We start from the raw sequence: 22,384 nt of genomic DNA, 5'->3' as shown, positions 1-22,384 counted from the left end.
TTTATTTTTTTGTCAAAATTGTACAACAGGGCCAAATCATATACTTCAAATCCGAACAAAAAAGGACGCCGTGTGAGCGTCCTTCATAAATTAAGCATGATTATTCCATTCATTTAATTTTTGGTCGGTTGGCAATAAGAAGGCCATGAGCCCAAGCAATGGAAGGAAGCCCATCATAATGATGGTTGGTGTCAATCCAATCGCATCAATAATCGAACCAATTGCGACTCCCCCGATAGCCCCCATTCCGAAGGCGAGACCGACGATTAACCCTGACACCATGCCGATTTTTCCAGGCATCAGTTCTTGTGCGTATACGACGGTAACTGAAAAACTTGATAATAGGATAAATCCAATCACGGTTACGAGCACTATCGCAACATACGGTCCGACAAATGGCAAGACTAGGGCTAACGGTGCGGTTCCCAATAAGGATGCGATAATGACATTTCGTTTTCCAAACTTATCAGCAAGTGGCCCCCCAAAGAATGTACCAAGTGCGCCAGTTGCTAAGAATAGGAAAATATAGATCTGCGCTTGTGAAATCGTATATCCATATTTTTCAATGACATAAAATGAGTAAAAGTTCGTGATACTTGACATGTACCAAGTACGTGCAAAAACAAATAGAACTAGTATAACTAATGCTAGTTTAATAGCTTTCATGTTTCGTGGTACGGCTGAAACAGCTTTTTTTATTTTCTGTTGAATCTCCACTGTTTTCAGAGTTCGAGCATACCAGCCTGCGATATACACTAGTAAACCAACTGCAAGTGCTGCAACTAATGAAAACCAAATTGCGCCAAATTGTCCTAGCGGTACAAGAATTAATGCCGTAATGACAGGAGCAAGAGCCTGGCCTGAGTTTCCGCCAACCTGATAAATGGATTGCGCCAATCCACGTCTGTTACCAGCTGCCATGTAGGCAACGCGGGAGCCTTCAGGATGGAACACGGCGGATCCAACCCCAATAAAAAGAACGGACAGAATGATAGTTAAAAAGTTTGGGGCAAATGCCAATCCAATTACTCCAAAAAAGGTGGAGGTTAAGCCGATTGGTAAAGCATATGGCATTGGTTTCTTATCTGTATACCACCCAACAACAGGTTGGGCAACTGAAGCAGTCATTTGTAGCGCGAAGGAGATTAATCCAAGCTGTGTAAATGATAACCCCATGGAACGTTCTAAAATTGGAAACATTGCCGGGATAATGGCCTGTATGGAGTCATTCAGCATATGACAAAATCCGATGATAACTAAAATTCCATAAAGCGTTTTGTTTGCATCTGCTTCTGGACGAGTAGCCTGTGTTTTCGCTGCAAGCATGTTATATATTTCCCCTTTGTTGACTTACCTATTGAAGGTCAATTTAATCCTTTTCTCTATGAAAAACCTTTTTTTCATTTTTGTAAAGTTAAAATTCAAAAATAATCTAGGGAAAACTAGGAAAAAATCCTCCCTTTTTATTTTTCGAGTATCGCTTTACCTCGTTTGAAATTTCTGATAAATTTAATATTAAGACAGTATTCGTGAAGTAAGGAGGAGGCATGGCATGAAATATAGAAGGCTAGGTCGTTCGGGGCTTAAGGTGAGTGAAATCAGTCTAGGAAGCTGGTTAACTTTTGGTAAGACAGTAGATGAAAAAATGGCAGCGAAAACTGTTCATAAAGCATATGAACTTGGTATAAATTTTTTTGATTCCGCAAATGTGTATGAGCGAGGAGAAGCGGAACGAATTTTAGCGAGCGCGTTAAAAGAATACCGACGAGAATCCTATTGTATAACCACAAAGGCATATGGTGCGATGGGAGATGGACCAAACGACAGAGGGTTGTCGAGAAAACATATCATAGAGCAAGTACATGCAAGCTTAAAACGTATGGACTTAGATTACGTGGATGTGTTTTATTGTCATCGCTATGACGAGGATACCCCACTCGATGAAACGTTGCGTGCAATTGACGATTTGATTCGGCAGGGAAAAATTCTGTATGTTGGTGTAAGTGAGTGGAGTGCTGCTCAAATACAAGAAGCGATTGCGATTGCAGATAAGTATTTATTAGATCGCATTATTGTTAACCAACCTCAATACAATATGCTCCATCGTGATATCGAGGACGAGATTATCCCCGTTTGCGAAAAGAATGGAATTTCACAGGTCGTGTATTCTCCGCTTGCCCAAGGTGTATTAACGGGCAAGTATCGAGACGGTGCCGTTCCTTCAGGTAGTAGGGGGGCAAATTCCCAAGTGAATACATGGGTGAAAAACATTATTAATGGAATTGTATCAACGAAGCTAGACCGTTTAGAGGAATTTTCAAATGAATTAGGCGTTACCTTGCCTGAATTAGCACTAGCCTGGATTTTAAGACAGCATAATATTGCTAGTACTCTTGTTGGCGCAACTAATCCAGAGCAAATCGAAGCAAATGCGAAGGCGTCAGATCTTGTCCTTGGATTTGAAGAGATTAAGAGAATTGAAGCTATATTAACCGTGTAATAAATCTCTGAAACCCAATTTTAAGTGGGTTTCAGAGTGTAGACAAAGTCAGTACTGACTTTGTCTACACGTTTTTTTACAGGATATCTAGATGTAAATTACTCTCCCCAGACTGTCTTGAAAACGCTTGTCAGACAAGGCGCGCAGCCGATCGAAGACGCGAATAGAAGTTGCCTTCATGAGCGGACGAGAGAGGCAAGCAACGAAGTATGCGAGCGTTTGTCAACAGTCTGAAACCCACTTTTAAGTGGGTTTTTTGTATGGTGAAAAATATTGACCAATTCGAAGTTATTGTATAGGGTTAATACGAAGAAAAGGAGGAAATAAATGTGAATTGGAATAACGTATCTCAAATTGCTAAAGAATGGACATATGAAGCCGGTGAAATTCTTCGAAAAGCTACGCAGGAAAGTATAAATGTAGAGTATAAAACGTCTGCTGCTGATTTAGTCACGAATAAGGATAAAGAAATTGAACAGTTTTTTATTGACCATATTAAGACGAGCTTTCCGAGCCATTTCTTTCTAGGTGAAGAGGGGCTAGCGACAAATCAGGATTTCAATCCTGAAAATGAAATTGTCTGGATTGTTGATCCAATCGATGGAACAACGAATTTCGTTCATCAAAAAAGAAATTTCGCTATTTCAATTGGAATTTATGAAAAGGGCATGCCACGGATTGGCATCGTGTATGACCCAATCGCAGATGAGATGTTTCATGCAGTAGCAGGGCAAGGGGCTTATCTTAATGAACAGCCGTTATCAAAATTGGAAGACAAAGGATTAGAAGAAGCCAATATTAGTATTTGCCAGTATTGGTTAGTCCCAAATGATAGGGTGGATCATACGATTTTTACTGAAATGATTCAAAAAGCAAGAGGAACAAGATATCTTGGCTCAGCTGCACTTGAAATCGTCTATGTTGCTTGTGGAAGATTGGAAACCTACTTTGATTTTCGTTTGTCACCATGGGATATTGCTGGTGGAATGGTCATTTTACAAGAAGTAGGTGGTGTCATGAAGACATTAGATAACCAGTCATTTTCTGTATTTTCACCCCAAATAACAATATTTTCGAATAATAATGTGTTATATGAGATTTTTGAAACAATAAACCATGAAAATAGATAAATACTAGGATTCTTGTAATATGAATGTTAATAAATTGTAAAAAATTCAAAATATATGTCGAAATCCGTAATATTTTAATATATAATGAATGAGGTTTTACTTTTACATCATGTTTAGGAGGAGAGAAAATGAAAAAGTTATTAGCATTACTTATGGCAATTGGTATGGTTTTTGTTATTGCAGCATGTGGCTCCGATGATAAAGACAACGCCGGGGATGACAATGCAAAAGGCAAAGACGAAGGAAAGACTGAAGAAGTTACTGAATTAACAATGGGATTCATTCCTTCTCAAGAAGCTGATACAATTGCAGACAATGTTAAACCACTAGAAGAATACTTAACTGAACAGCTTGGAGTACCTGTTAAAGCAGAAGTTATGATCGACTTCGTTGGTCTTGTTGAAGGTATGAGAACTGGTAAAGTAGACATTGGCTTCACAAACCCATTTGGTTATGTACAGGCTAAGGAACGTGCGAATGTAGACGTATTAGTAAAAGCGATTCGTCACGGTTCAGATACATATAAAGCACAATACGTTGCTGCTGCAGATTCTAAGTTAACTTCTTTAGACGATGTTGTTGCTACTGAAGGCTTAACTTGGGCTTATGGAGACCCACTTTCAACTTCTGGATTCCTATTCCCAGCATCTCAATTAATGGAAATGGGTGTTGGAAATCTTGATACTTTCTATAAGCAAGTTGCTGTAGGTGGTCATGATAATGCTGCTCTTGCGGTATTAGATGGTTCTGCAGATTTTGCAACAACTTTCACAGATGTTCGTGACAACTTGGAGAAAGATATTCCAGATGTAAAAGAAAAACTAAAAATTATTGGTTACACAGATGCAATTCCTAATGACGGTGTTTCTGTTCGTAGCAATCTTCCAGAAGACATGAAAGCTAAAATTAAAGAAGCATTTATGTCAATTAACGATAAGCCTGAAGTGTTAAAAGTTATGAATGAAGTTTACACTTGGGACGGAATTGCGGAAGCATCTGATCAAGAATTTGATGTTGTTCGTGAAGTTTACGAGAAATTTAAAGACCAATTAGGAGAGTAATAAAAGAATTTATTCTTATTACCTAATAAAAAGTATAAAGAGAGAGGAGACATCTTCTCTCTTTTTTTAAGAAAATTTTTAATTTGAAGTTTTGTCCAAAATGGTAATGAACATCATACAGGTGAAAGCTATTAGATTTTTAATGAACGTAAAGGAGCAAGACAATGATTGAATTTAAAAATGTTTCATTAACTTATCCAAACGGACACCAGGGGTTAAAAAATATTAATGTTACCATTAATCCTGGTGAGTTTGTGGTTGTGGTTGGTTTATCTGGCGCTGGAAAATCCACTTTTATCAGAAGTATTAACCAATTGGTTAAACCTACTGAGGGAGAGTTAATTATAGATGGCAAGAACACCTTGAAATTTAAGGAAAGAGAACTTAAAAAACTACGTACAAATATTGGGATGATCTTCCAAAACTATAATCTTGTAAATCGTATGTCTGTTCTTCGGAATGTATTGACAGGCAGACTTGGTCATATTGGCACTATTAAAAGTCTATTAGGTCTTTTTTCTCAAGAAGATAAAGAGTTGGCATTAACTAACTTGAAGCGTGTAGGTATTGAAGAAAAAGCATATACACGTGCTGACCAACTGAGTGGGGGACAACAGCAACGTGTAAGTATTGCACGAGCTCTAACGCAAAAGCCCAATGTTATTTTAGCCGACGAGCCTGTAGCAAGTCTTGACCCTCCTACATCACATGTCGTAATGAGAGACTTAAAAAGAATTAATCAAGAACTAGGGATTACGACCATTGTTAATCTTCACTTTATTGATATGGCCATGGAATATGCGGATCGCATCATCGGGATGAGGGCTGGTGAAATTGTGTTTGATGGTCCTGCATCTACCGTGAATGAAAAAACATTTGAGCAAATATATGGTCGTCCAATTAAGGATGGAGATATGCGCGGGAGTGTTGAAGAATGAGTAAACAAGTAGACTCCTTGAATAAAAAAATTCCTGTTGTTACAATGCGGGCAAAAGCAACTATTGGAAGCATTTTAACGGTAATCATTGTTTTATATATTGGTTCAGCTATCTTTACGGAGGCCTATCCAGATGAAATTATTAAAGGGATGCCAATCGTTATCGATTTTATCGTAAAGGATTTATTTCCGCCTAATCTAGGTTATGCGGATACTGTGCTAACAAGTTTAATTGAAACATGGAATATGGCCTTTTTAAGTACAACTTTATCAGCCATTGTAGCATTGCCAATTAGCTTTTTGGCTGCGGCAAATATTAATAAAAATAAAGCTTTTTATAAAGCTTTTCGTTTCTTTTTAAATATCTTACGTACGATTCCTGAGTTGATTTTGGCTGTTATTTTAGTAGCAATAGTGGGGATCGGAGCATTAGCCGGTGTGTTAGCACTTTTTATTTTTTCAGTGGGTATTCTTGCAAAATTGATCAGTGAAACCATTGAAGCAATTGATCCGAATCCATTAGAGGCGATTCGGGCAACGGGTGGTAATATTGTTCAAGTCATCTGGTACGGTGTATTACCGCAAATTATGCCACATTTTACATCATATTCATTATATGTATTAGAAATTAACGTTCGTGCGTCTGTTGTTCTAGGATTTGTAGGTGCTGGTGGTATTGGTTTAATCCTTAAAAAACAATTAGCGATGTTTAATTTTGACAATGTATCTACAATTGTCATCATGACTTTTATAGCGGTTACGATTATTGACTTCATCAGTAACCGAGTAAGGGAGCGATTGATGTAATGCAAAAAGGAGCGCAATTTTTAAAACCGCCAGCAAAAAAAGGCAGATGGAAGATTGTCGTTATTTCACTAGTCTTAATCTATTTATATTATATAGCATTTACGATGACGGATTTAACCTATCGGGGTTCAGTCTTAAGCCCGATGACCATTTTTAAGAGACTTTTCTGGGATCCGTTCTTTATGCCAGAGATTCATGCGAAGATTCCTGAATATGCCTATTACATGTTAGAATCGATTCTGATTGCATATGCAGGCACACTTATTGCAGCTGTTTTAGCTATTCCATTCGGATTTTTAGCTGCGAGAAATATTTCAAAGGTCTCAACCATTGGAAAATGGATTTTAAATGGAATTCGTGCATTCCCAGAAATTATGCTTGCCATTATTTTCGTTGCAGCTGTGGGTATTGGCCCTTATGCAGGTGTTTTAGCAGTTGGGATCCATTCCATTGGGATGCTAGGAAAGCTGTATTCCGAAGTAGTTGAATCCATAGATATGAAAGTACTTGAAGCACTAAAAGCAAATGGTGCAAACCGAATTCAAGTGATTTGGTTTGGAGTTATTCCGCAAATTATTCCACAGTTTTCAAACTACGCGATGTATCGTTTTGAAGTCGATGTACGTGCGTCAACAATTCTTGGTATTGTAGGTGCGGGGGGAATTGGTGCCCCATTACTTATTGCATCCATGCAACGTAACTGGGAGCAGGTTGGTATGATGTTAATCATCATTATAATTGTGGTAACAATCATTGATGCAATCAGTGGAAAAATTCGTAGTAAAATAGTTTAAATGTTGACTAACAGCACTTCTTGTATGAGGAAGTGCTGTTTTATGTAAAAGTGATCATTTCTTTCACGCAAAATTGGTAAATTTGTGTATACTAAAAATGGACCCTATAACAAAACGAGGTAACAAAGATGAAATCTATTACAATTACAATCCTTGAAACGAGTGATGTGCATGGCAATATTTTTCCGATTAATTATGGAAGTAATAAAGCTGCTGGGCTTGGTCTCGCTAAAATCGCAACTGTCATTAAACAAGAGAGAAGACGGAATAAGAACACAATCGTTATCGACAATGGAGATTTAATTCAAGGAACCCCTTTAACTTATCATTATGTACGATCAAATAGTCATAAACAAAATCCAATGATTACATTATTAAATGATTTAAACTACGATGCAGCAGTAATTGGAAATCATGAGTTCAATTATGGAATGAAGGTGTTGCAGCAAGCGATAAGCGAATCTACTTTTCCATGGCTGTCCGCAAATATTTTAGATGAAAGAGGGGAGCCTTTTATTGGCAAGCCCTATATCATCGTTGAACTCGTGGATGGTATAAAGGCCGCGATACTTGGTGTGACCACTCACTATATCCCAAACTGGGAAAATCCTGAACATATCAAAGGGTTAACATTTGAAGATGCGTTTGAATCCACGAAAAAATGGGTGGAGTACATTCGCAATGAAGAAAATCCAGATCTCATGATCGTTTCCTATCATGGAGGATTTGAGGCTGATCTTGATACCGGTGAACCAACTGAAAGACTGACGGGTGAAAACCAAGGGTATCGGATTTGTCAGGAAATTGAGGGGATCGACCTTTTATTAACCGGTCACCAACACCGCTCTCTCGCCGGTAAGGTAAACGGTGTGCCAATCCTGCAGCCAAGCTTTAATGGTCAAGCAATTGGGAAAGTTACACTCTCACTTACTAAAAATGAAGACAGGTGGACGATTTCCGATTCAAACCCTGAACTCATCTCAGTAAAGGATATAGAAGCAGACGAAAGCTCCCTTCAGTTAGTTAACGAATTTGAAACGGAGACACAACAATGGTTGGATCAACCAATTGGTCAAGTAATCGGTAATATGACAATTGATGATCCACTTAAGGCACGCCTTAAGGACAATGCTCTCGTTGAATTTATTAATAAAGTACAGATGGATGTTGCCAATGTGTCAATTTCAAATACCGCTCTTTTTAATAATGTGACAAAAGGATTTCCATCAAAGATAACAATGAGAGACGTTGTGTCCAATTATATTTATCCAAACACATTAACGGTCGTTCGAATCAGTGGTAGGGAAATAAAGGAAGCCTTAGAAAGAAGTGCAAGCTATTTTATGCTTAAAAATGGTGAAATCACCGTAAATCCTTCGTTCACAACCCCTAAACCACAGCATTACAATTATGATATGTGGGAAGGGATTCGTTATATTTTCGATATTTCTAAGCCAATTGGAGAGCGTGTCGTCAAGTTAACGTTTAAAGATGAACCCATTCAACCAGATGGAGAGTATGATGTTGTCATGAACAACTACCGTGCAGGTGGTGGGGGGGATTATACGATGTTTAAGGATAAACCCATTATTAAGGACATCCCACTCGATATGTCGGAGTTGATTGCAAATTATATTCTTGAAAGAGGGACAATTGAAGCTACAGTTGATGAAAATTGGAAAGTAATTTGGTAATAAAATGCCCACGGGATGAAAATTCCGTGGGCATTCGTATGTCTGCTTTTGACGCCATTAGTTTTGCTGATCGAGATTTGGCTGGATCAGTACTTCAACTCGTCGATTAAGTTTTCTTCCTTCAGGTGTTTCGTTGGTCGCAACAGGCTCATATTCACCAAGACCACGAGCACTAAAAAGTCTAGGGTCGAGCTTTTTATTTTCTAATAATAAACTCATAAAATTAACCGCACGCATGACACTTAAATGCCAGTTACTTTTAAATTCATGATTATTCATTGGAACCGTATCGGTATGCCCACTTACAATGATATTACGCGGTGGGTTCATTACCAACAGCTCCGATATCTCACGAGCTAAATTAAGATCCTCTGGTCTCACATCAGCGCTACCGGGATTGAAGAATGCACCATCCTGAATCGTAACGAGCAAACCTTCATCAGCTAAGCGGGTTTTAAGACTTAAATCTAACCCGTTTTCCGTGATATAGCTATTGATCTTTTTTTGTAATTCCTTTAGTTCTTCTTGTTCTTGTTTTTCTTTTTCTTTTTCATTTACAATCTCAGCATTATCAATTTCAACGGGTACGGGACTCTCATATTCTAAAAAAGAAGTACCGCCCTTAAAGACATTGTTAAAGGAGCTTGCGAGTTTTTGGAATTTCTGGACATCCACATTACTTGCAGCAAACAGTACAATGAACAGCGCGAGCAATAATGTCAATATATCCGCATAAGGCACCAACCATGATTCATCCATATGCTCCTCGTGTTTTGCTTTTCGCCTTTTTCTAGCCATCTATCATTTCACCTTCAGTCAAAACATTCCCGCGATCTTTATTTGAAAGATACATTGAAAGCTTTTGTTCGATTGCTCGTGGTGATTGGCCTTCAAGAACAGATAATACGCCTTCAATCATGACTTCTTTAATTTTAATTTCTTGCTTTGATTTTTGTTTTAGTTTATTTGCGAATGGATGCCATAGCACATATCCAGTGAAAATCCCTAGCATTGTCGCGACGAACGCAGCTGCAATCGCTTCTCCAAGTGCATCTGTATCGTCCATATGTCCCAATGCAGCAATCAAACCTACAACGGCTCCCAATACCCCAAGTGTTGGTGCATATGTCCCTGCTTGAGAGAAAATCGATGCACCAGAAGCATGTCGTTCTTCGATTGCCTCTATTTCTTCTGTCATGACATCGCGAATAAATTCAGCACTTTGTCCATCAACTGCCATGCTTAGTCCGTTTTTCAAAAATGGATCTTCAACTTCAGCGACTTTTACCTCGAGTGCTAAAAGTCCTTCTTTACGGGCAACGGTAGCCCAGTTAGAGAACATTGGAATCAGTTCTTCAACACTTAACATCTTCTTTTCTTTGAATAGGACCCCGAATAGCTGAGGTATTCTCTTTAATTCACTAGTTGGAAAGGCAATTGTAACAGCCGCAATGGTTCCTAAAATAATGATCAAGAACGCAGCAGGATTTATTAAAGCTGAAAGTGGAACACCTTTTAAAACCATACCTACAAATACTGCTATTAAACCAAGAATGACTCCTATTAATGACGATTTATCCAAATTGTATCACCTATGCTTTCATACGTTGTTATGGGTATAGTGGTTAAAGACGCAAATCCGTGTGGATCAACACAAAAATCTGGTCTAAGAAGCGGAACTTCTAAATAACTTTTGAGTCTATAATTCTACTATTCTTATTATCGACAAACAACGTAAAAATTTTAGCGAAACTTATCAAATTCTCTCGAAGGTTTCGTAGTGGAAAAATTATGTAGGAGTGGTTTACAATGAAAGAGTATACATATTTTCTAATCTATTATTGAAAAGGGGAACCTTACTATGAATTTTAACGATTTTAAGTATGCCCGTCCAAACATGGACGATGTGGAACAATCATTTAATGTTGCGCTGGAAAAATTTAAAAATGCGGCAACACCTGAGGCACAAGATGAAGCAATGAAAGAAATCATTGCCATCCAACGTACTGTTGATACAGCTTTTAACATTTGCTATATCAGACATACAATTGATACGAATGATGAATTTTATAAAGAAGAACAAGATTATCTTGATGAAATTCAACCATTGGTACAAGGCTTAACCACTAAGTACTACGATGCTCTTGTGAATTCAAAATTTCGTACTGAGTTAGAAAACAAATGGGGCAAGCAGCTTTTTGATTTTGCAGACACACAATTAAAAACGTTCTCACCAGAAGTAGTTGAAGATCTCCAATTGGAAAATAAGCTTTCATCCGAATATACGAAGCTTGTTGCTTCAGCAAAAATTATGTTCGAAGGCGAAGAGCGCACATTAGCACAGTTACAACCGTTTACGGAATCAATAGATCGTGATATGCGTAAAAAAGCAAATGAGGTTCGTTTTGCATTTTTTAAGGATCATCAAGAAAAATTTGATGATATTTATGATCAGCTGGTAAAAGTTCGTACAAGAATTGCACATAAACTTGGGTATAAAAATTTCGTTGAACTTGCATATGTTAGACTATCAAGAACCGATTACAATGCAGAAATGGTTGCAAACTTCAGAAACCAAGTGAAGGATCATATTGTTCCATTGGCGGTGAAGCTTCGTGAACGCCAGGCAGAACGAATTGGTGTGGACAGCTTAAAATACTATGATGAATCATTCAGTTTTAAATCAGGTAATGCTGTACCAAAGGGTGACCCTGATTGGATCATCGAAAATGGGAAGAAAATGTATGAAGAACTATCAGAAGAAACAAACGAATTCTTCAATTATATGATTGATACAAATTTAATGGATCTAGTTGCGAAAAAAGGAAAAGCTGGTGGAGGCTACTGCACATACATCAGTGATTACCAGGCGCCATTTATTTTCTCAAACTTTAATGGAACTTCAGGGGATATCGATGTATTAACACATGAGGCTGGGCATGCATTCCAAGTATACTCAAGCAGACATTACGAGGTGCCTGAATACAATTGGCCAACCTATGAGGCTGCTGAAATTCATTCGATGAGTATGGAATTCTTTACATGGCCATGGATGGAATTATTCTTTAAGGAAGATACAGATAAATATAAGTTTTCTCATTTAAGTGAGGCCTTATTATTCTTACCATATGGTGTTGCAGTGGATGAATTCCAACACTTTGTTTATGAAAATCCAGAAGCAACGCCTGCTGAACGCAACAATGCATGGAGAGAGATTGAGAAGAAATACCTGCCATTCCGTGATTATGATGGCAATGAGTATCTAGAAGCAGGTGGATTCTGGCAGCGTCAAAGCCATATTTACACAACTGCATTTTATTATATTGACTATACACTTGCACAAATTTGTGCATTCCAATTCTGGAAAAAATCAAGAGAAAACCATGAGGAAGCATGGGCAGATTATGTACACCTTTGTAAACAAGGTGGAAGCAAGCCTTTTACTGAGCTAGTGAAGGTTGCAAATCTCCTTTCTCCATTTGAAGAAGGAACAGTACAATCTGTTGTAGGTGAAATTGAAGCATGGCTAAATAGTGTCGACGACAAACAACTATAAAACGTGTGGACTGTGGGGTTTCCACAGTCTTTTTTGTGGAAATTTTGCAAATAAACTCTAGTTTATGCAAAAATGTCTGAGAAAGGATATAATAAAAACATCAAACTGAAATTGAGGGTGTTTTCATGATTCATTTAAAGACAAAACGAGAAATTGAATTAATGCGCGAAGCGGGACAAATTTTGGCAGCATGCCATAAGGAAATTCGCAAACTGATTCAACCTGGAGTTACAAGTATAGAGATTGACAGCTTTGCAGAGGATTTTATTAAAAAGAATGGTGCTACGCCTGAACAAAAAGGCTATAAGGGCTATAAATATGCAACATGTGCTTCGATTAACGATGAAATTTGCCACGGCTTCCCTAGAAAAACTCCATTAAAAAGTGGAGACATCGTGACTATTGATATGGTCGTGAACCTTGGCGGGGCACTTGCTGACTCTGCTTGGTCATATGGTGTTGGTGACATTTCACCAAAAGCTGAAAAGCTTCTCGATGTAACAAAAACAGCGATGTATAAGGGAATTGAACAAGCGGTAATCGGCAACCGCCTCGGAGACATCGGTCATGCCATCCAGTCTTATACAGAAGGCGAAGGATTCTCAGTTGTTCGTGATTTTATCGGACATGGAATTGGACCAACGATGCATGAGGAACCACAGGTTTTACACTATGGACTTCCGAATAAAGGATTACGTTTAAAAGAAGGAATGGTATTCACAATTGAACCAATGGTGAATGTCGGTAGATATCAGACCACTATGGATAAGAACGGCTGGACAGCGCGTACGATTGATGGAAGTCTCTCTGCGCAATATGAACATACAATTGCAATCACACAGGATGGTCCATATATTTTAACGGATCAAGATGCATAACAACGAAAAAGTGTCACATTTGTGGCACTTTTTTGGTTAAAGGAAAGTTTCAATTAGAATTGGGAAAACAGAGTCCGCAACCCAATGAAAATAAAGTGGAAAAAGAGTGACAAGCCAGTTTCCGTATAAGCAGTATCTACAATAAAACCTCTTCGTTGTACCTGGCTCCTCTGCAATGGATGCAAATACAACCCCTACTAAACTCGTAAAGATAAAAAAGCCATACCCAAATAAAGAGTCAAATCTCACTTCGAACAAGATAAATCCCAATGACGAACCATTAAAAAACAATATCAAAAAAGACATTAATAAAAAAAATCTTGGTACTATGGACATGTTTTCCACCTCAATAATGTATATGAAGCGGAAGTAGGGTAGATGACAGGAGATTTTTGGTGATGGAACGGATCTGCTTTACGGGGTATGTAATGACTTATGGATAATATTTGAAAAAGTCATGTTATAAAGTGTGTATTTGTAGGGGGTTTGTAAAAATCTTGAAAAAGGGATGATATAAAAATAGTTTAAGTGATGCCTTCTGGATAATATTTGAAAAAGTCATGTTATAAAGTGTGTATTTGTAGGGGGTTTGTAAAAATCTTGAAAAAGGGATGATATAAAAATAGTTTAAGTGATGCCCTCTGGATAATATTTGAAAAAGTCCTATGATAAAGTGTGTATATGAATAGGTTTTTGTGAAAATCTTGAATAAGACATCTCAAAACTCAGTTTATGTGGTGGTTATTGGGAAAATCCTTAAAAGGTCTATAGATAGTATGAATGTCTTTAAATAATTCTTAGAAATTTTCCAAAATTTACTTGTAGGCATTCTTAAAATATGATTAAATAAATCGACTAAATGACTTCTTAAAGAAGAGGGGATAAACAATGATTACTATAAAAAGACTATCTGAATGTACACTTGAGGATGCAGTAGTAGCATGGAATAAAGGATTTGAAGGTTACTATTTTGATATGACAACAACGGTTGATCTTTTTACAAGACGGATGATTTTGGAAGGGCTTTCTCCAACGCTTTCGGTTATTGCCTATGACGGGGAGCGACCTGTAGGACTTATTTTAAACGGGATTCGCTTTATTAACGGTAAAAAAGTTTCGTGGAATGGTGGAACAGGTGTTGATCCTGAATACCGAGGGAAGGGTGTTGGCAAGAAGCTAATGGAAGCAACACTAGCACTCTATGAAACTGAAGGTGTTGAAGTTTCCACGCTAGAAGCAGTTAAGGGAAATGATAAAGCCATCACATTATATGAAAAAGTCGGCTATAACATTGTCGATGGATTAATTCATTTACAGCATACAGGTGAATTATCGGGCGATGCATTTCTATCCGAAAACAACCAATTTACCTTTAAAAAAGGAATTCCAATTGACGCTTCACAAGTTCCCTTTTATAAGGCGATGGTTCCGTGGCAAACGCAGTGGAATAATGCACGTGACGGAGAATCACTGCTAGCACTGGATGAGAACGATACGGTTATTGGATATGCCATTTTTAAAAGGTTATTTAATGAGGAGGGAAAGCTTCAATCCATTATTCTATTGCAATGTGAGACCGAGCCTTCGCAGGATAAAAAAGAAGACATTGTGAGGGAGCTTTTACAAAGGGTATTTGGTCAAACGAATCTTAATGTAGCAAGAACTGCAGCGAATGTGTCGGTATCGAATAAAATTTTACGTGAATTATTAGAAAACGCAGGATTTAAAGTAAAAGCAGAGCAAGTCTTTATGGTAAAATGAATTATTAGAATATTTTTACTAGTCGTGGTACCAAACCAATTGTAAAATGGGGGAGGTAAATGAAAAAAATCATTCTACGCGATGTCACGATGGAAAATTTGCTCGATGTCATTCGGTTGAAATCAGAAGATAAAGAGTTTGCTTTATTCGAAAAATGGGTTGCCTCGAATGTCTTTTCATTAGCACAAGCAAAAGTACAGCCAGATTGGGTAACGAAAGCCATATATGATGGAACACAGTTAATTGGATTCACCATGTTTGGTCTTGAAAATGAACGAAATCGTTTTGAACTTTGCAGGATTATGATTGATTATAAATATCAAGGAAAAGGGTATGGAACCGCCGCTGTGAAGGAAATTATTTCTGAAATGATTCATACACTGCCCTATTGTGATGAGATTTACTTATCAGTTATTCCTACAAACCAAGCAGCTATCCATGTATATACGAAAGCGGGATTTACGAAAACAGGAGAAATCATCAAAGGTTTTGTTGATGAAGATGTTTATTGTTTTAAGGTCTAGGGGGGAGTATGGATTTTGAAAGCTATTCTAATTGGAATCATCTCGTCACTATTTTTTGCGGTAACGTTTATTCTAAACCGTTCAATGGAGCTTTCAGGTGGAAGCTGGCTGTGGAGTTCTTCATTGCGGTATTTTTTTATGATACCCTTTTTAATTGGGATCGTTCTTCTTAGAGGTAATCTGAAGGAACTTCTTTATGAGTTAAAAAAGAATCCAGTCAAATGGATACTGTGGAGTACAGTTGGATTTGGGTTGTTTTATGCACCGCTTACTTTTGCGGCTGCTTCTGGTCCAGGTTGGTTGGTTGCAGGAACATGGCAATTTGTCATTATCGCTGGTCTCCTTGTTGTTCCTTTTTTCTATAAAACAGTGGAAACGGACAAGGGGATACAAAAAGTCCGTGAACATATCCCGGTCAAAGGACTTATTTTTTCTAGTTTTATTTTTATTGGAATTGTCTTGATTCAGCTTCAGGAAGCAGATGGAGGAATTAGAAAAGAAATGCTCCTAATCGGAATTCTTCCCGTAGTAGTGGCTGCTTTTGCATATCCATTAGGTAATCGAAAAATGATGGAGCATTGTAAAAATGATTTTGACACCTTTCAACGTGTCCTTGGAATGACGCTTGCATCGACTCCATTTTGGATCATTATTGCTGGTTTTGGTGTTGCGACTGCTGGGCTTCCAAGTAAAGACCAGGTATTTCAATCATTTATCGTAGGGATTTCCTCTGGGATTATCGCAACCGTGCTATTCTTTTTTGCAACTGAGCTTGTCAAGCACGATCAAAGTAAGCTTGCTGCGGTTGAAGCCACCCAGTCAGCCCAGATTATTTTTGTGATCTTTGGTGAGGTTCTATTATTAAGTGCACCTCTTCCCACTATGTATTCTTTTGTTGGATTATTGATGATTGCGGGTGGAATGGTATTGCATAGTATGTTTTCAAATCGTAAGTCACCGATAAAGGTGAATGAATTGGAGACAAAATCAATATAAAAAAATGCAGAGCTCAAACGTGGCTCTGCATTTTTTATGGGTGGATTATTTTACTACAATTTTATTTTCTTCGACTGTTACGTTCAAGCTTGTTTGGTTTTCATTTTCTAAAAGTACATCAGTGATTTGGTCTTCAAGCTGTTCTTGGATGACACGACGTAATGGACGTGCACCAAATGCTGGGTGGTATCCTAGCTCAGCTAATTTTTGTTTTGCAGCATCGTCAACCGTGATGGTTACATCTTGTTCTTCAAGAGTTGCTTCAAGCTCATGTAACATAAGGTCAACAATTTGTAGTAAGTGTTCTTTTTCAAGCTGTTTGAATTCAATGATGGCATCAAATCTGTTCAAGAATTCTGGCTTGAAGAAGGAACCGAGTGAATCAAGGATAGATGTTTCCTTATAAACATCTGTATCAGCTTTTTCAAAGCCAACCGTGATTTTCTTAGGTCCGCCACTTCCTGCGTTACTTGTCATGATAATTACAGTATCTTTGAAGCTTACAGTGCGTCCTTGGCTATCTGTTAAACGACCATCCTCCAAAATTTGAAGGAACATATGCTGAACATCTGGATGTGCCTTTTCAATTTCATCTAAAAGGATGATGCTATAAGGGTTGCGACGAACTTTTTCAGTAAGCTGTCCTGCTTCCTCATGGCCGACATATCCAGGAGGTGAACCGATGATTTTAGAGACAGAGTGTTTCTCCATGTACTCACTCATGTCGAGTCGGATCATGGCATCCTTCGAACCAAATAGTTCTTCAGCAAGTGTTTTTGTTAATTCAGTTTTACCTACACCTGTAGGCCCGACAAACAGGAAGGAACCGATTGGTCGATTTTTAGCCTTCAAGCCAGCACGGCTACGACGAACGGCTTTTGCAACCTTTGTAACGGCTTCTTCTTGACCGATTACTTTTTTCGCAAGGTTATCAGCAAGATGTTTCATTTTTTGTTGTTCATTTTCTTGAAGCTTACCAACAGGGATACCCGTTTTCTTCTCGACAATTTGTTGGATATTCGTTACATCAACCACATACTCTTCTTTATTTTCCGGATTATTTAATTGTTTTTCTAGCAGAATTTCTTGATGTCTTAGTTTTGCTGCTAATTCGTAGTTTTCTTCCCCAGCAGCTTTTTCTTTTTCAGCTGCGATCTTTGCAAGCTCTGCTTCGATATCCTTTGGATTTGTGGCTCCAGATGCTAAATTCATTTTTGAACCAGCTTCATCAAGCAAGTCAATTGCTTTATCTGGTAAGAAGCGGTCTTGAATGTAACGATGTGATAATGTTACACAGGCACGAATCGCTTCTTCTGTATACCTTACACCATGGAAGTCTTCATATTTTCCTTTAATACCTTCAAGAATCTGAATCGCTTCGTCAACTGTAGGTTCATCCACTGTTACAGGTTGGAAACGACGTTCTAGTGCAGCATCTTTTTCAATTTGTCGGTATTCTTTTAATGTTGTGGCACCGACAACTTGAAGCTCGCCACGTGCAAGTGCTGGTTTTAAAATATTACCAGCATCCATTGAACCTTCAGCAGATCCTGCACCTACTAAAAGGTGAATTTCATCAATAAATAAGATAATATTTTTACGTTTTTGAAGCTCAGCAATGAGTTGCTTCATTCTTTCTTCGAATTGACCACGAATACCAGTGTTGGCAACGAGTGATGCGACATCTAGTAAATAAACCTGTTTATTTGAAAGCTTACTTGGCGCTTTTCCTTCAGAAATTTGTAGGGCTAATCCTTCTGCAATTGCAGTTTTACCTACCCCTGGTTCCCCAATTAGAACAGGGTTGTTTTTATTACGGCGGTTTAAGATTTCAATGACACGTTGGATTTCCTCGTCACGGCCTATTACTGGATCAATAAGTCCAGCCTTTGCCATTTGAGTTAGGTTTCGACCAAAATGGTCGAGTAGACCTCCGCCATTTCCTCCGTGTTTAGGTTGTGTTTGTTGTTGATTCATTCCCATTTGTTGACCGAAGGCATTACCTTTAAATAGATCATCAAATGTAAAATTAGGGAAACCGTACATTCCTGAAGGTATTTTCATGTTGTTCTTCTCTTTCGCATAACACTCACTGCAAAGTTGAATTTGTCGCTTGTCATTGTTCACTTGTACGTGTAACTGAATAGTAGCTTCATTTTTATTACATGCTTGACAAATCATAAACAACTACCTCCTTGAATTTTGACTATCTTTGACCAATTAAAGACCAAAAACTAAAGCCGCCACATCCTGTGGCAACGTCTTTGTGACCCATATCATATGGGCCCAAAAATAGGTCGTTCGTGATGTTTGACCATCTTTGACCTTATGTCTACATTATACTTTGACTATCTTTGACTTTCAAGTAAAAAGCACTAGAAATTTTTGCCACGGACAACGAAGGAATAGCTCGTCTTAATTTAAGAACTTGTACATATACATGAATTAATACAGATAATTAATGAGGTGGCTATTTGTGCGAGGGAATTGGGGGGCAGCATTTCAAATTGGTGCTGTTTATGTTGGAACAATCGTAGGAGCAGGATTTGCAACAGGTCGGGAAATTGTAGAATTTTTTACCCAATATGGTCTATACGGTTTATTCGGAATTGGAATAAGTGGTTTCTTATTTATATGGTTAGGAACTCGAATCATGATCATCGCAAACCGAATTCAAGCTGTTTCGTATAAAGAATTTAATGAATATTTGTTTGGAAGAAAAACAGGATTTTTTGTGAACGGATTGATGCTTCTTGTACTGATAGGGGTTACTTCGGTCATGCTTTCGGGAGCAGGTGCAGTCTTTTACGAACAATTAGGTTTGTCCTTTCAACTTGGAATTTTTGTGACGAGTGCGCTTTCCATATTTGTTTTGATATATGGGGTCAAAGGGTTATTTGGTGTGAACATGTTTGTGGTACCAATTATGATTTTCTTCAGTGTTGTTTTAGCAGTAGAAGTCATTTCTACGGATGTAACAAGTTTATTTAGCAAACCTGAGTTAGAGTCACCAAGTTATAAATGGATGATTTCGCCATTTTTATATGCTGCATTTAATCTAACCATGGCGATGCCAGTTTTGGTTCCACTTGCAAAAGAAATTAAACATGAAAATACATTAAGATGGGGTGGATTGCTAGGTGGAGGTGCATTATGTCTGATTTTATTAACAAGTCATATATCCTTGTCGTCACTCCCAAATATACATACCTTTGAAATTCCAATGGCTGAGGTGATGAAAAACTTCATGGCTGCTTTCTCCTGGCTGTACATCCTTGTGATTTATGGAGAAATCTTTACTTCAGTGATTGGGAATTTATTTGGGCTTGAGCGTCAATTGAAAAATGTCATCAAACTCCCGTCAATCCTAATTGTATTCGGTATTTTGTCCATCGCCTATTGTCTAAGCCAGTTAGGCTACGGCGCATTAATCTCTTTTTTATATCCATTGTTTGGGTATATGAGTTTGATTTTATTAGTTCTATTGGCAAGGCCAATGAAACACCTACCGAAAAAATAAAGAGGTTTAAGGTAACCTCTTTATTTTACTTTTCATTAATGAACCTCATCAGAGTAAGCAAATGATTCTTTTAAGTGACAGGCTAACTGGATTTTCAGAAAGTCTTTTGGATCATTAAAACTTAAATGAAGAATTTCCTCGATTTTTTTTAGGCGTTGATATAACGTATTGATATGAATGTGGAGACTTTTAGCTGTTTCGTTTATCGATTTATTTAATTTGATATAGGTTAGCAATGTCAGTTCTAAGTCATTTTTCTTTGACCTTGCAGTATTTAAGGGTTGAAAAAAGCCATTTATGAATTCCTCTATTTCATTCGTATCCTGATTAATAAATAACCGATTAACCCCAATACTTTCATAGGTAATGATACCTGTTTCCTTTTTATTCACTAGATATGCTACGGATTTCTTTGCTTCTTCATAACTCTTCCCTATGTGATAAGCTCCCTTTTTAGTTGAACCGATACCTACGCATACGAATGAGTCGTTATTATTCGTCCAGTTCTGAATAATGGTTTTCAGTCTTTTTATCAAATCATCAACTAACGAACTGTCAGCTAATGAAACGAGTAAAATGATTTTATTATGAAACCCATAAATGAGCCTCACGTGAAGAATATTCTTTTTAATTAATGAGATGATACTATGAATATCTGCACCAAGCTTATATAAATCCTTATAGTTTACAAGTTCGATGACTCCAACAAAAAAGGAGTGGGATGGAATTAAATTGAATTCCTTTCTCTTTGCAATAAGAGCCTCGGGTTCTCTACTCTTAATAACCTCATTAAAAAATTCATGTGTCTTCTTATAATAAATTTCTTCTAATGTATGTTTTTTTACAAGCTCAAGGGCAAGAATGGCTCCACCTTGCTCAATAACAATCCGATCAATAATCGACAAAGTAGTAGAGTAGGGTAAAATAAAACAACCAAGAAAAATGGTGCCATTGATGATAGGGTATAAATAATATTTTTCTTCTATAGGTTTTCGGATTTCGACGAAAACAGCATGTCTTCTCTTTTTAAAAATTCTAGAGATTTCATCTACGCTAAAATCACTTTTTTGATGGACCTGGTTATGATACCAATCATTTTCCAAATAATCATAAAAGGAAACTTTACCATTTATCATTTTGCCTATTTCTTTTACGATGGTCTTTAAACCTTTATTTTGGAGAGAGAATTTAATAAGGGTATTGTGTACTTCATTTCTTTTTGAAAGCTCTTGTAATTTTTCGTTCACTTCTGTATAAAGGCGTGCATTCTGGATAGCAATTGCTACCTGTGAAGCAAAACCTTGTAAAAGTCGTACATCACCCTCAGTAAATTTCCCTATCTTATCAAATTGGTGTATGGTCATCACACCAATCCGCTGGTCCCCAATCGAAATTGGTACACTAACGATGGCTTGAATCACTTTTCCTTTTGAAGATGAGTTGATAATCTGCAAGTTTTCAGGGGAAATGGAGTGATCGCCCATTTTTTTATAAATCTGGTCTGTCGAATGATAGATTAATGGTTTCCCTTCCTTAAAAACCATTCCAGTTATAGATTCCCCTACATTCATCCTCAGTTTTCCAATGATTGGTTCAAATCCAACACTTGTTTTCGTAATAATGACCTTTTCATTAGGATCATAAAGTTGGAGATACCCTGCATTTGCTACAGGTATTACTGACAATGCGTTTTTTACAATTTTCTCTAGTAAATCATCAAGAACAAGTGATGAAGAGACAGAGCGGATTCCCTCAATCAAAATATCCAGTTCCGCATCTTTTGCTTGAATCTGGCTTTTAGCGTCCAATAGCTCAAAGCAAATAGATAAATAATCCAAATCTCTTTTATCAAAGGGAGAAGTTATACAGTTGGAGCGAAGGAGTACTTGATGCCTATTCACGTAAGAAAATGAGATATACAAATTCTCCTCATCCGTAAAGGTCGTGTATGTGTCATCGAAATTTAATTTTAAAACGTTAATATTTTCATTTTTTAACTTTCCTTTTTTGTGTAAGAGTTGAAAGGAAGTATCATGTGGTTTTTGAACCCAAATTTCATAAGAAGATTTCTCAAACCCTTTTTCTAAAAAGGAGAGCAGTTGATTTGTTATCATCCTAACCTCCAAAAGTATATATATAGAAAGTTCTGTTTTTTTTGAATTATATATGTAATATAATACATTGTAATAGCTGGTTCAATAAATTACTATAAAAATTAGAAAATAT

At 37.4% G+C, this 22,384-nt stretch carries 18 protein-coding genes; 13 read left to right on the top strand and 5 right to left on the bottom strand.

The annotated features are described in order from the left end of the window. Positions 1–90 precede the first annotated feature (90 nt). Positions 91–1,326 (bottom strand): MFS transporter, encoded by a 1,236-nt coding sequence (locus RGU12_RS05040; protein ID WP_309535088.1) that lies wholly within the window; start codon positions 1,324–1,326, stop codon positions 91–93. Positions 1,327–1,552: 226 nt separating this feature from the next. Here RGU12_RS05040 and RGU12_RS05035 point away from each other — a divergent pair, with 226 nt between their 5' ends. The 7 genes from RGU12_RS05035 (at position 1,553) to RGU12_RS05005 (ending at position 8,923) form a co-directional block, all read left to right on the top strand. Then, a complete protein-coding gene (locus RGU12_RS05035) occupies positions 1,553–2,500 on the top strand; it encodes an aldo/keto reductase family protein (protein ID WP_309535087.1) in 948 nt (315 codons plus the stop codon). Positions 2,501–2,829: 329 nt separating this feature from the next. Further along, positions 2,830–3,630: an inositol monophosphatase family protein gene (locus RGU12_RS05030; RefSeq protein WP_309535086.1), complete on the top strand. Its 801-nt coding sequence runs from the start codon at positions 2,830–2,832 to the stop codon at positions 3,628–3,630. 128 nt (positions 3,631–3,758) lie between these two features. Further along, positions 3,759–4,691 carry a phosphate/phosphite/phosphonate ABC transporter substrate-binding protein gene (locus RGU12_RS05025; protein WP_309535085.1) on the top strand — a complete coding sequence of 311 codons (933 nt, stop codon included), beginning with the start codon at positions 3,759–3,761 and terminating at the stop codon, positions 4,689–4,691. Positions 4,692–4,855: 164 nt separating this feature from the next. Next, positions 4,856–5,629: a phosphonate ABC transporter ATP-binding protein gene (gene phnC / locus RGU12_RS05020; protein ID WP_309535084.1), complete on the top strand. Its 774-nt coding sequence runs from the start codon at positions 4,856–4,858 to the stop codon at positions 5,627–5,629. Then, positions 5,626–6,435: a phosphonate ABC transporter, permease protein PhnE gene (gene phnE, locus RGU12_RS05015; RefSeq protein ID WP_309535083.1), complete on the top strand. Its 810-nt coding sequence runs from the start codon at positions 5,626–5,628 to the stop codon at positions 6,433–6,435. The genes phnC and phnE (RGU12_RS05015) overlap by 4 nt, the downstream gene beginning before the upstream one ends. After that, positions 6,435–7,229, top strand: coding sequence for a phosphonate ABC transporter, permease protein PhnE (gene phnE / locus RGU12_RS05010; RefSeq protein ID WP_309535082.1), 795 nt, complete (start codon positions 6,435–6,437; stop codon positions 7,227–7,229). Before phnE (RGU12_RS05015) ends, phnE (RGU12_RS05010) begins: the two co-directional genes overlap by 1 nt. Positions 7,230–7,357: 128 nt before the next feature. Beyond that, positions 7,358–8,923, top strand: coding sequence for a bifunctional metallophosphatase/5'-nucleotidase (locus tag RGU12_RS05005; protein WP_309535081.1), 1,566 nt, complete (start codon positions 7,358–7,360; stop codon positions 8,921–8,923). A gap of 57 nt (positions 8,924–8,980) precedes the next feature. Here RGU12_RS05005 and motB read toward each other — a convergent pair whose 3' ends face one another. Both motB and motA read right to left on the bottom strand, forming a co-directional pair. Beyond that, positions 8,981–9,721, bottom strand: a complete 741-nt coding sequence (motB, locus tag RGU12_RS05000) for a flagellar motor protein MotB (protein ID WP_309535080.1) — start codon at positions 9,719–9,721, stop codon at positions 8,981–8,983. Continuing rightward, positions 9,714–10,505 carry a flagellar motor stator protein MotA gene (gene motA / locus RGU12_RS04995; RefSeq protein ID WP_309535079.1) on the bottom strand — a complete coding sequence of 264 codons (792 nt, stop codon included), beginning with the start codon at positions 10,503–10,505 and terminating at the stop codon, positions 9,714–9,716. Before motA ends, motB begins: the two co-directional genes overlap by 8 nt. A 279-nt stretch (positions 10,506–10,784) precedes the next feature. On the opposite strand from motA, the gene RGU12_RS04990 reads away from it, so the two are divergent. From RGU12_RS04990 to RGU12_RS04970, 5 genes are all read left to right on the top strand, one after another. Further along, complete coding sequence (locus tag RGU12_RS04990; protein ID WP_309535078.1) at positions 10,785–12,479, top strand: M3 family oligoendopeptidase; 1,695 nt, start codon at positions 10,785–10,787, stop codon at positions 12,477–12,479. Between the two features lie 125 nt (positions 12,480–12,604). Next, positions 12,605–13,357 carry a type I methionyl aminopeptidase gene (map, locus tag RGU12_RS04985; RefSeq protein ID WP_309535077.1) on the top strand — a complete coding sequence of 251 codons (753 nt, stop codon included), beginning with the start codon at positions 12,605–12,607 and terminating at the stop codon, positions 13,355–13,357. A gap of 888 nt (positions 13,358–14,245) precedes the next feature. Next, the gene (locus RGU12_RS04980; RefSeq protein ID WP_309535076.1) at positions 14,246–15,118 is read left to right on the top strand and encodes a GNAT family N-acetyltransferase; all 873 of its coding nucleotides are present in this window, start codon (positions 14,246–14,248) and stop codon (positions 15,116–15,118) included. 59 nt (positions 15,119–15,177) lie between these two features. Continuing rightward, positions 15,178–15,642, top strand: coding sequence for a GNAT family N-acetyltransferase (locus RGU12_RS04975; protein WP_309535075.1), 465 nt, complete (start codon positions 15,178–15,180; stop codon positions 15,640–15,642). 15 nt (positions 15,643–15,657) lie between these two features. Continuing rightward, positions 15,658–16,638, top strand: coding sequence for a DMT family transporter (locus tag RGU12_RS04970; protein WP_309535074.1), 981 nt, complete (start codon positions 15,658–15,660; stop codon positions 16,636–16,638). A gap of 45 nt (positions 16,639–16,683) precedes the next feature. Here the strand turns inward: RGU12_RS04970 and RGU12_RS04965 are convergent, their stop codons facing one another. Then, positions 16,684–18,819, bottom strand: a complete 2,136-nt coding sequence (locus RGU12_RS04965) for an ATP-dependent Clp protease ATP-binding subunit (RefSeq protein ID WP_309535073.1) — start codon at positions 18,817–18,819, stop codon at positions 16,684–16,686. A 295-nt stretch (positions 18,820–19,114) separates the two neighbouring features. Here RGU12_RS04965 and RGU12_RS04960 point away from each other — a divergent pair, with 295 nt between their 5' ends. Next, positions 19,115–20,158 (top strand): YkvI family membrane protein, encoded by a 1,044-nt coding sequence (locus RGU12_RS04960; RefSeq protein ID WP_309535072.1) that lies wholly within the window; start codon positions 19,115–19,117, stop codon positions 20,156–20,158. 35 nt (positions 20,159–20,193) lie between these two features. On the opposite strand, the gene RGU12_RS04955 is transcribed toward RGU12_RS04960, so the two are convergent. Next, complete coding sequence (locus RGU12_RS04955; RefSeq protein ID WP_309535071.1) at positions 20,194–22,272, bottom strand: helix-turn-helix domain-containing protein; 2,079 nt, start codon at positions 22,270–22,272, stop codon at positions 20,194–20,196. Positions 22,273–22,384 lie beyond the last annotated feature (112 nt).

Source organism: Ferdinandcohnia sp. QZ13 (genome assembly GCF_031324165.1).
In the GTDB taxonomy this organism is placed as follows: Bacteria; Bacillota; Bacilli; order Bacillales; family Bacillaceae_L; genus Ferdinandcohnia.
Note: the sequence above shows the minus strand (reverse complement) of the source record. Positions and strands in the feature narration are given on the sequence as shown.

What these genes read in the sequence shown, in the direction of transcription:
- RGU12_RS05040 (WP_309535088.1), bottom strand. Translation starts at nt 1,326, where the DNA reads ATGCTTGCAGCGAAAACACAGGCTACTCGTCCAGAAGCAGATGCAAAC.
- RGU12_RS05035 (WP_309535087.1), top strand. Translation starts at nt 1,553, where the DNA reads ATGAAATATAGAAGGCTAGGTCGTTCGGGGCTTAAGGTGAGTGAAATC.
- RGU12_RS05025 (WP_309535085.1), top strand. Translation starts at nt 3,759, where the DNA reads ATGAAAAAGTTATTAGCATTACTTATGGCAATTGGTATGGTTTTTGTT.
- phnC (WP_309535084.1), top strand. Translation starts at nt 4,856, where the DNA reads ATGATTGAATTTAAAAATGTTTCATTAACTTATCCAAACGGACACCAG.
- phnE (WP_309535083.1), top strand. Translation starts at nt 5,626, where the DNA reads ATGAGTAAACAAGTAGACTCCTTGAATAAAAAAATTCCTGTTGTTACA.
- phnE (WP_309535082.1), top strand. Translation starts at nt 6,435, where the DNA reads ATGCAAAAAGGAGCGCAATTTTTAAAACCGCCAGCAAAAAAAGGCAGA.
- RGU12_RS05005 (WP_309535081.1), top strand. Translation starts at nt 7,358, where the DNA reads ATGAAATCTATTACAATTACAATCCTTGAAACGAGTGATGTGCATGGC.
- motB (WP_309535080.1), bottom strand. Translation starts at nt 9,721, where the DNA reads ATGGCTAGAAAAAGGCGAAAAGCAAAACACGAGGAGCATATGGATGAA.
- RGU12_RS04990 (WP_309535078.1), top strand. Translation starts at nt 10,785, where the DNA reads ATGAATTTTAACGATTTTAAGTATGCCCGTCCAAACATGGACGATGTG.
- map (WP_309535077.1), top strand. Translation starts at nt 12,605, where the DNA reads ATGATTCATTTAAAGACAAAACGAGAAATTGAATTAATGCGCGAAGCG.
- RGU12_RS04980 (WP_309535076.1), top strand. Translation starts at nt 14,246, where the DNA reads ATGATTACTATAAAAAGACTATCTGAATGTACACTTGAGGATGCAGTA.
- RGU12_RS04975 (WP_309535075.1), top strand. Translation starts at nt 15,178, where the DNA reads ATGAAAAAAATCATTCTACGCGATGTCACGATGGAAAATTTGCTCGAT.
- RGU12_RS04965 (WP_309535073.1), bottom strand. Translation starts at nt 18,819, where the DNA reads ATGATTTGTCAAGCATGTAATAAAAATGAAGCTACTATTCAGTTACAC.
- RGU12_RS04955 (WP_309535071.1), bottom strand. Translation starts at nt 22,272, where the DNA reads ATGATAACAAATCAACTGCTCTCCTTTTTAGAAAAAGGGTTTGAGAAA.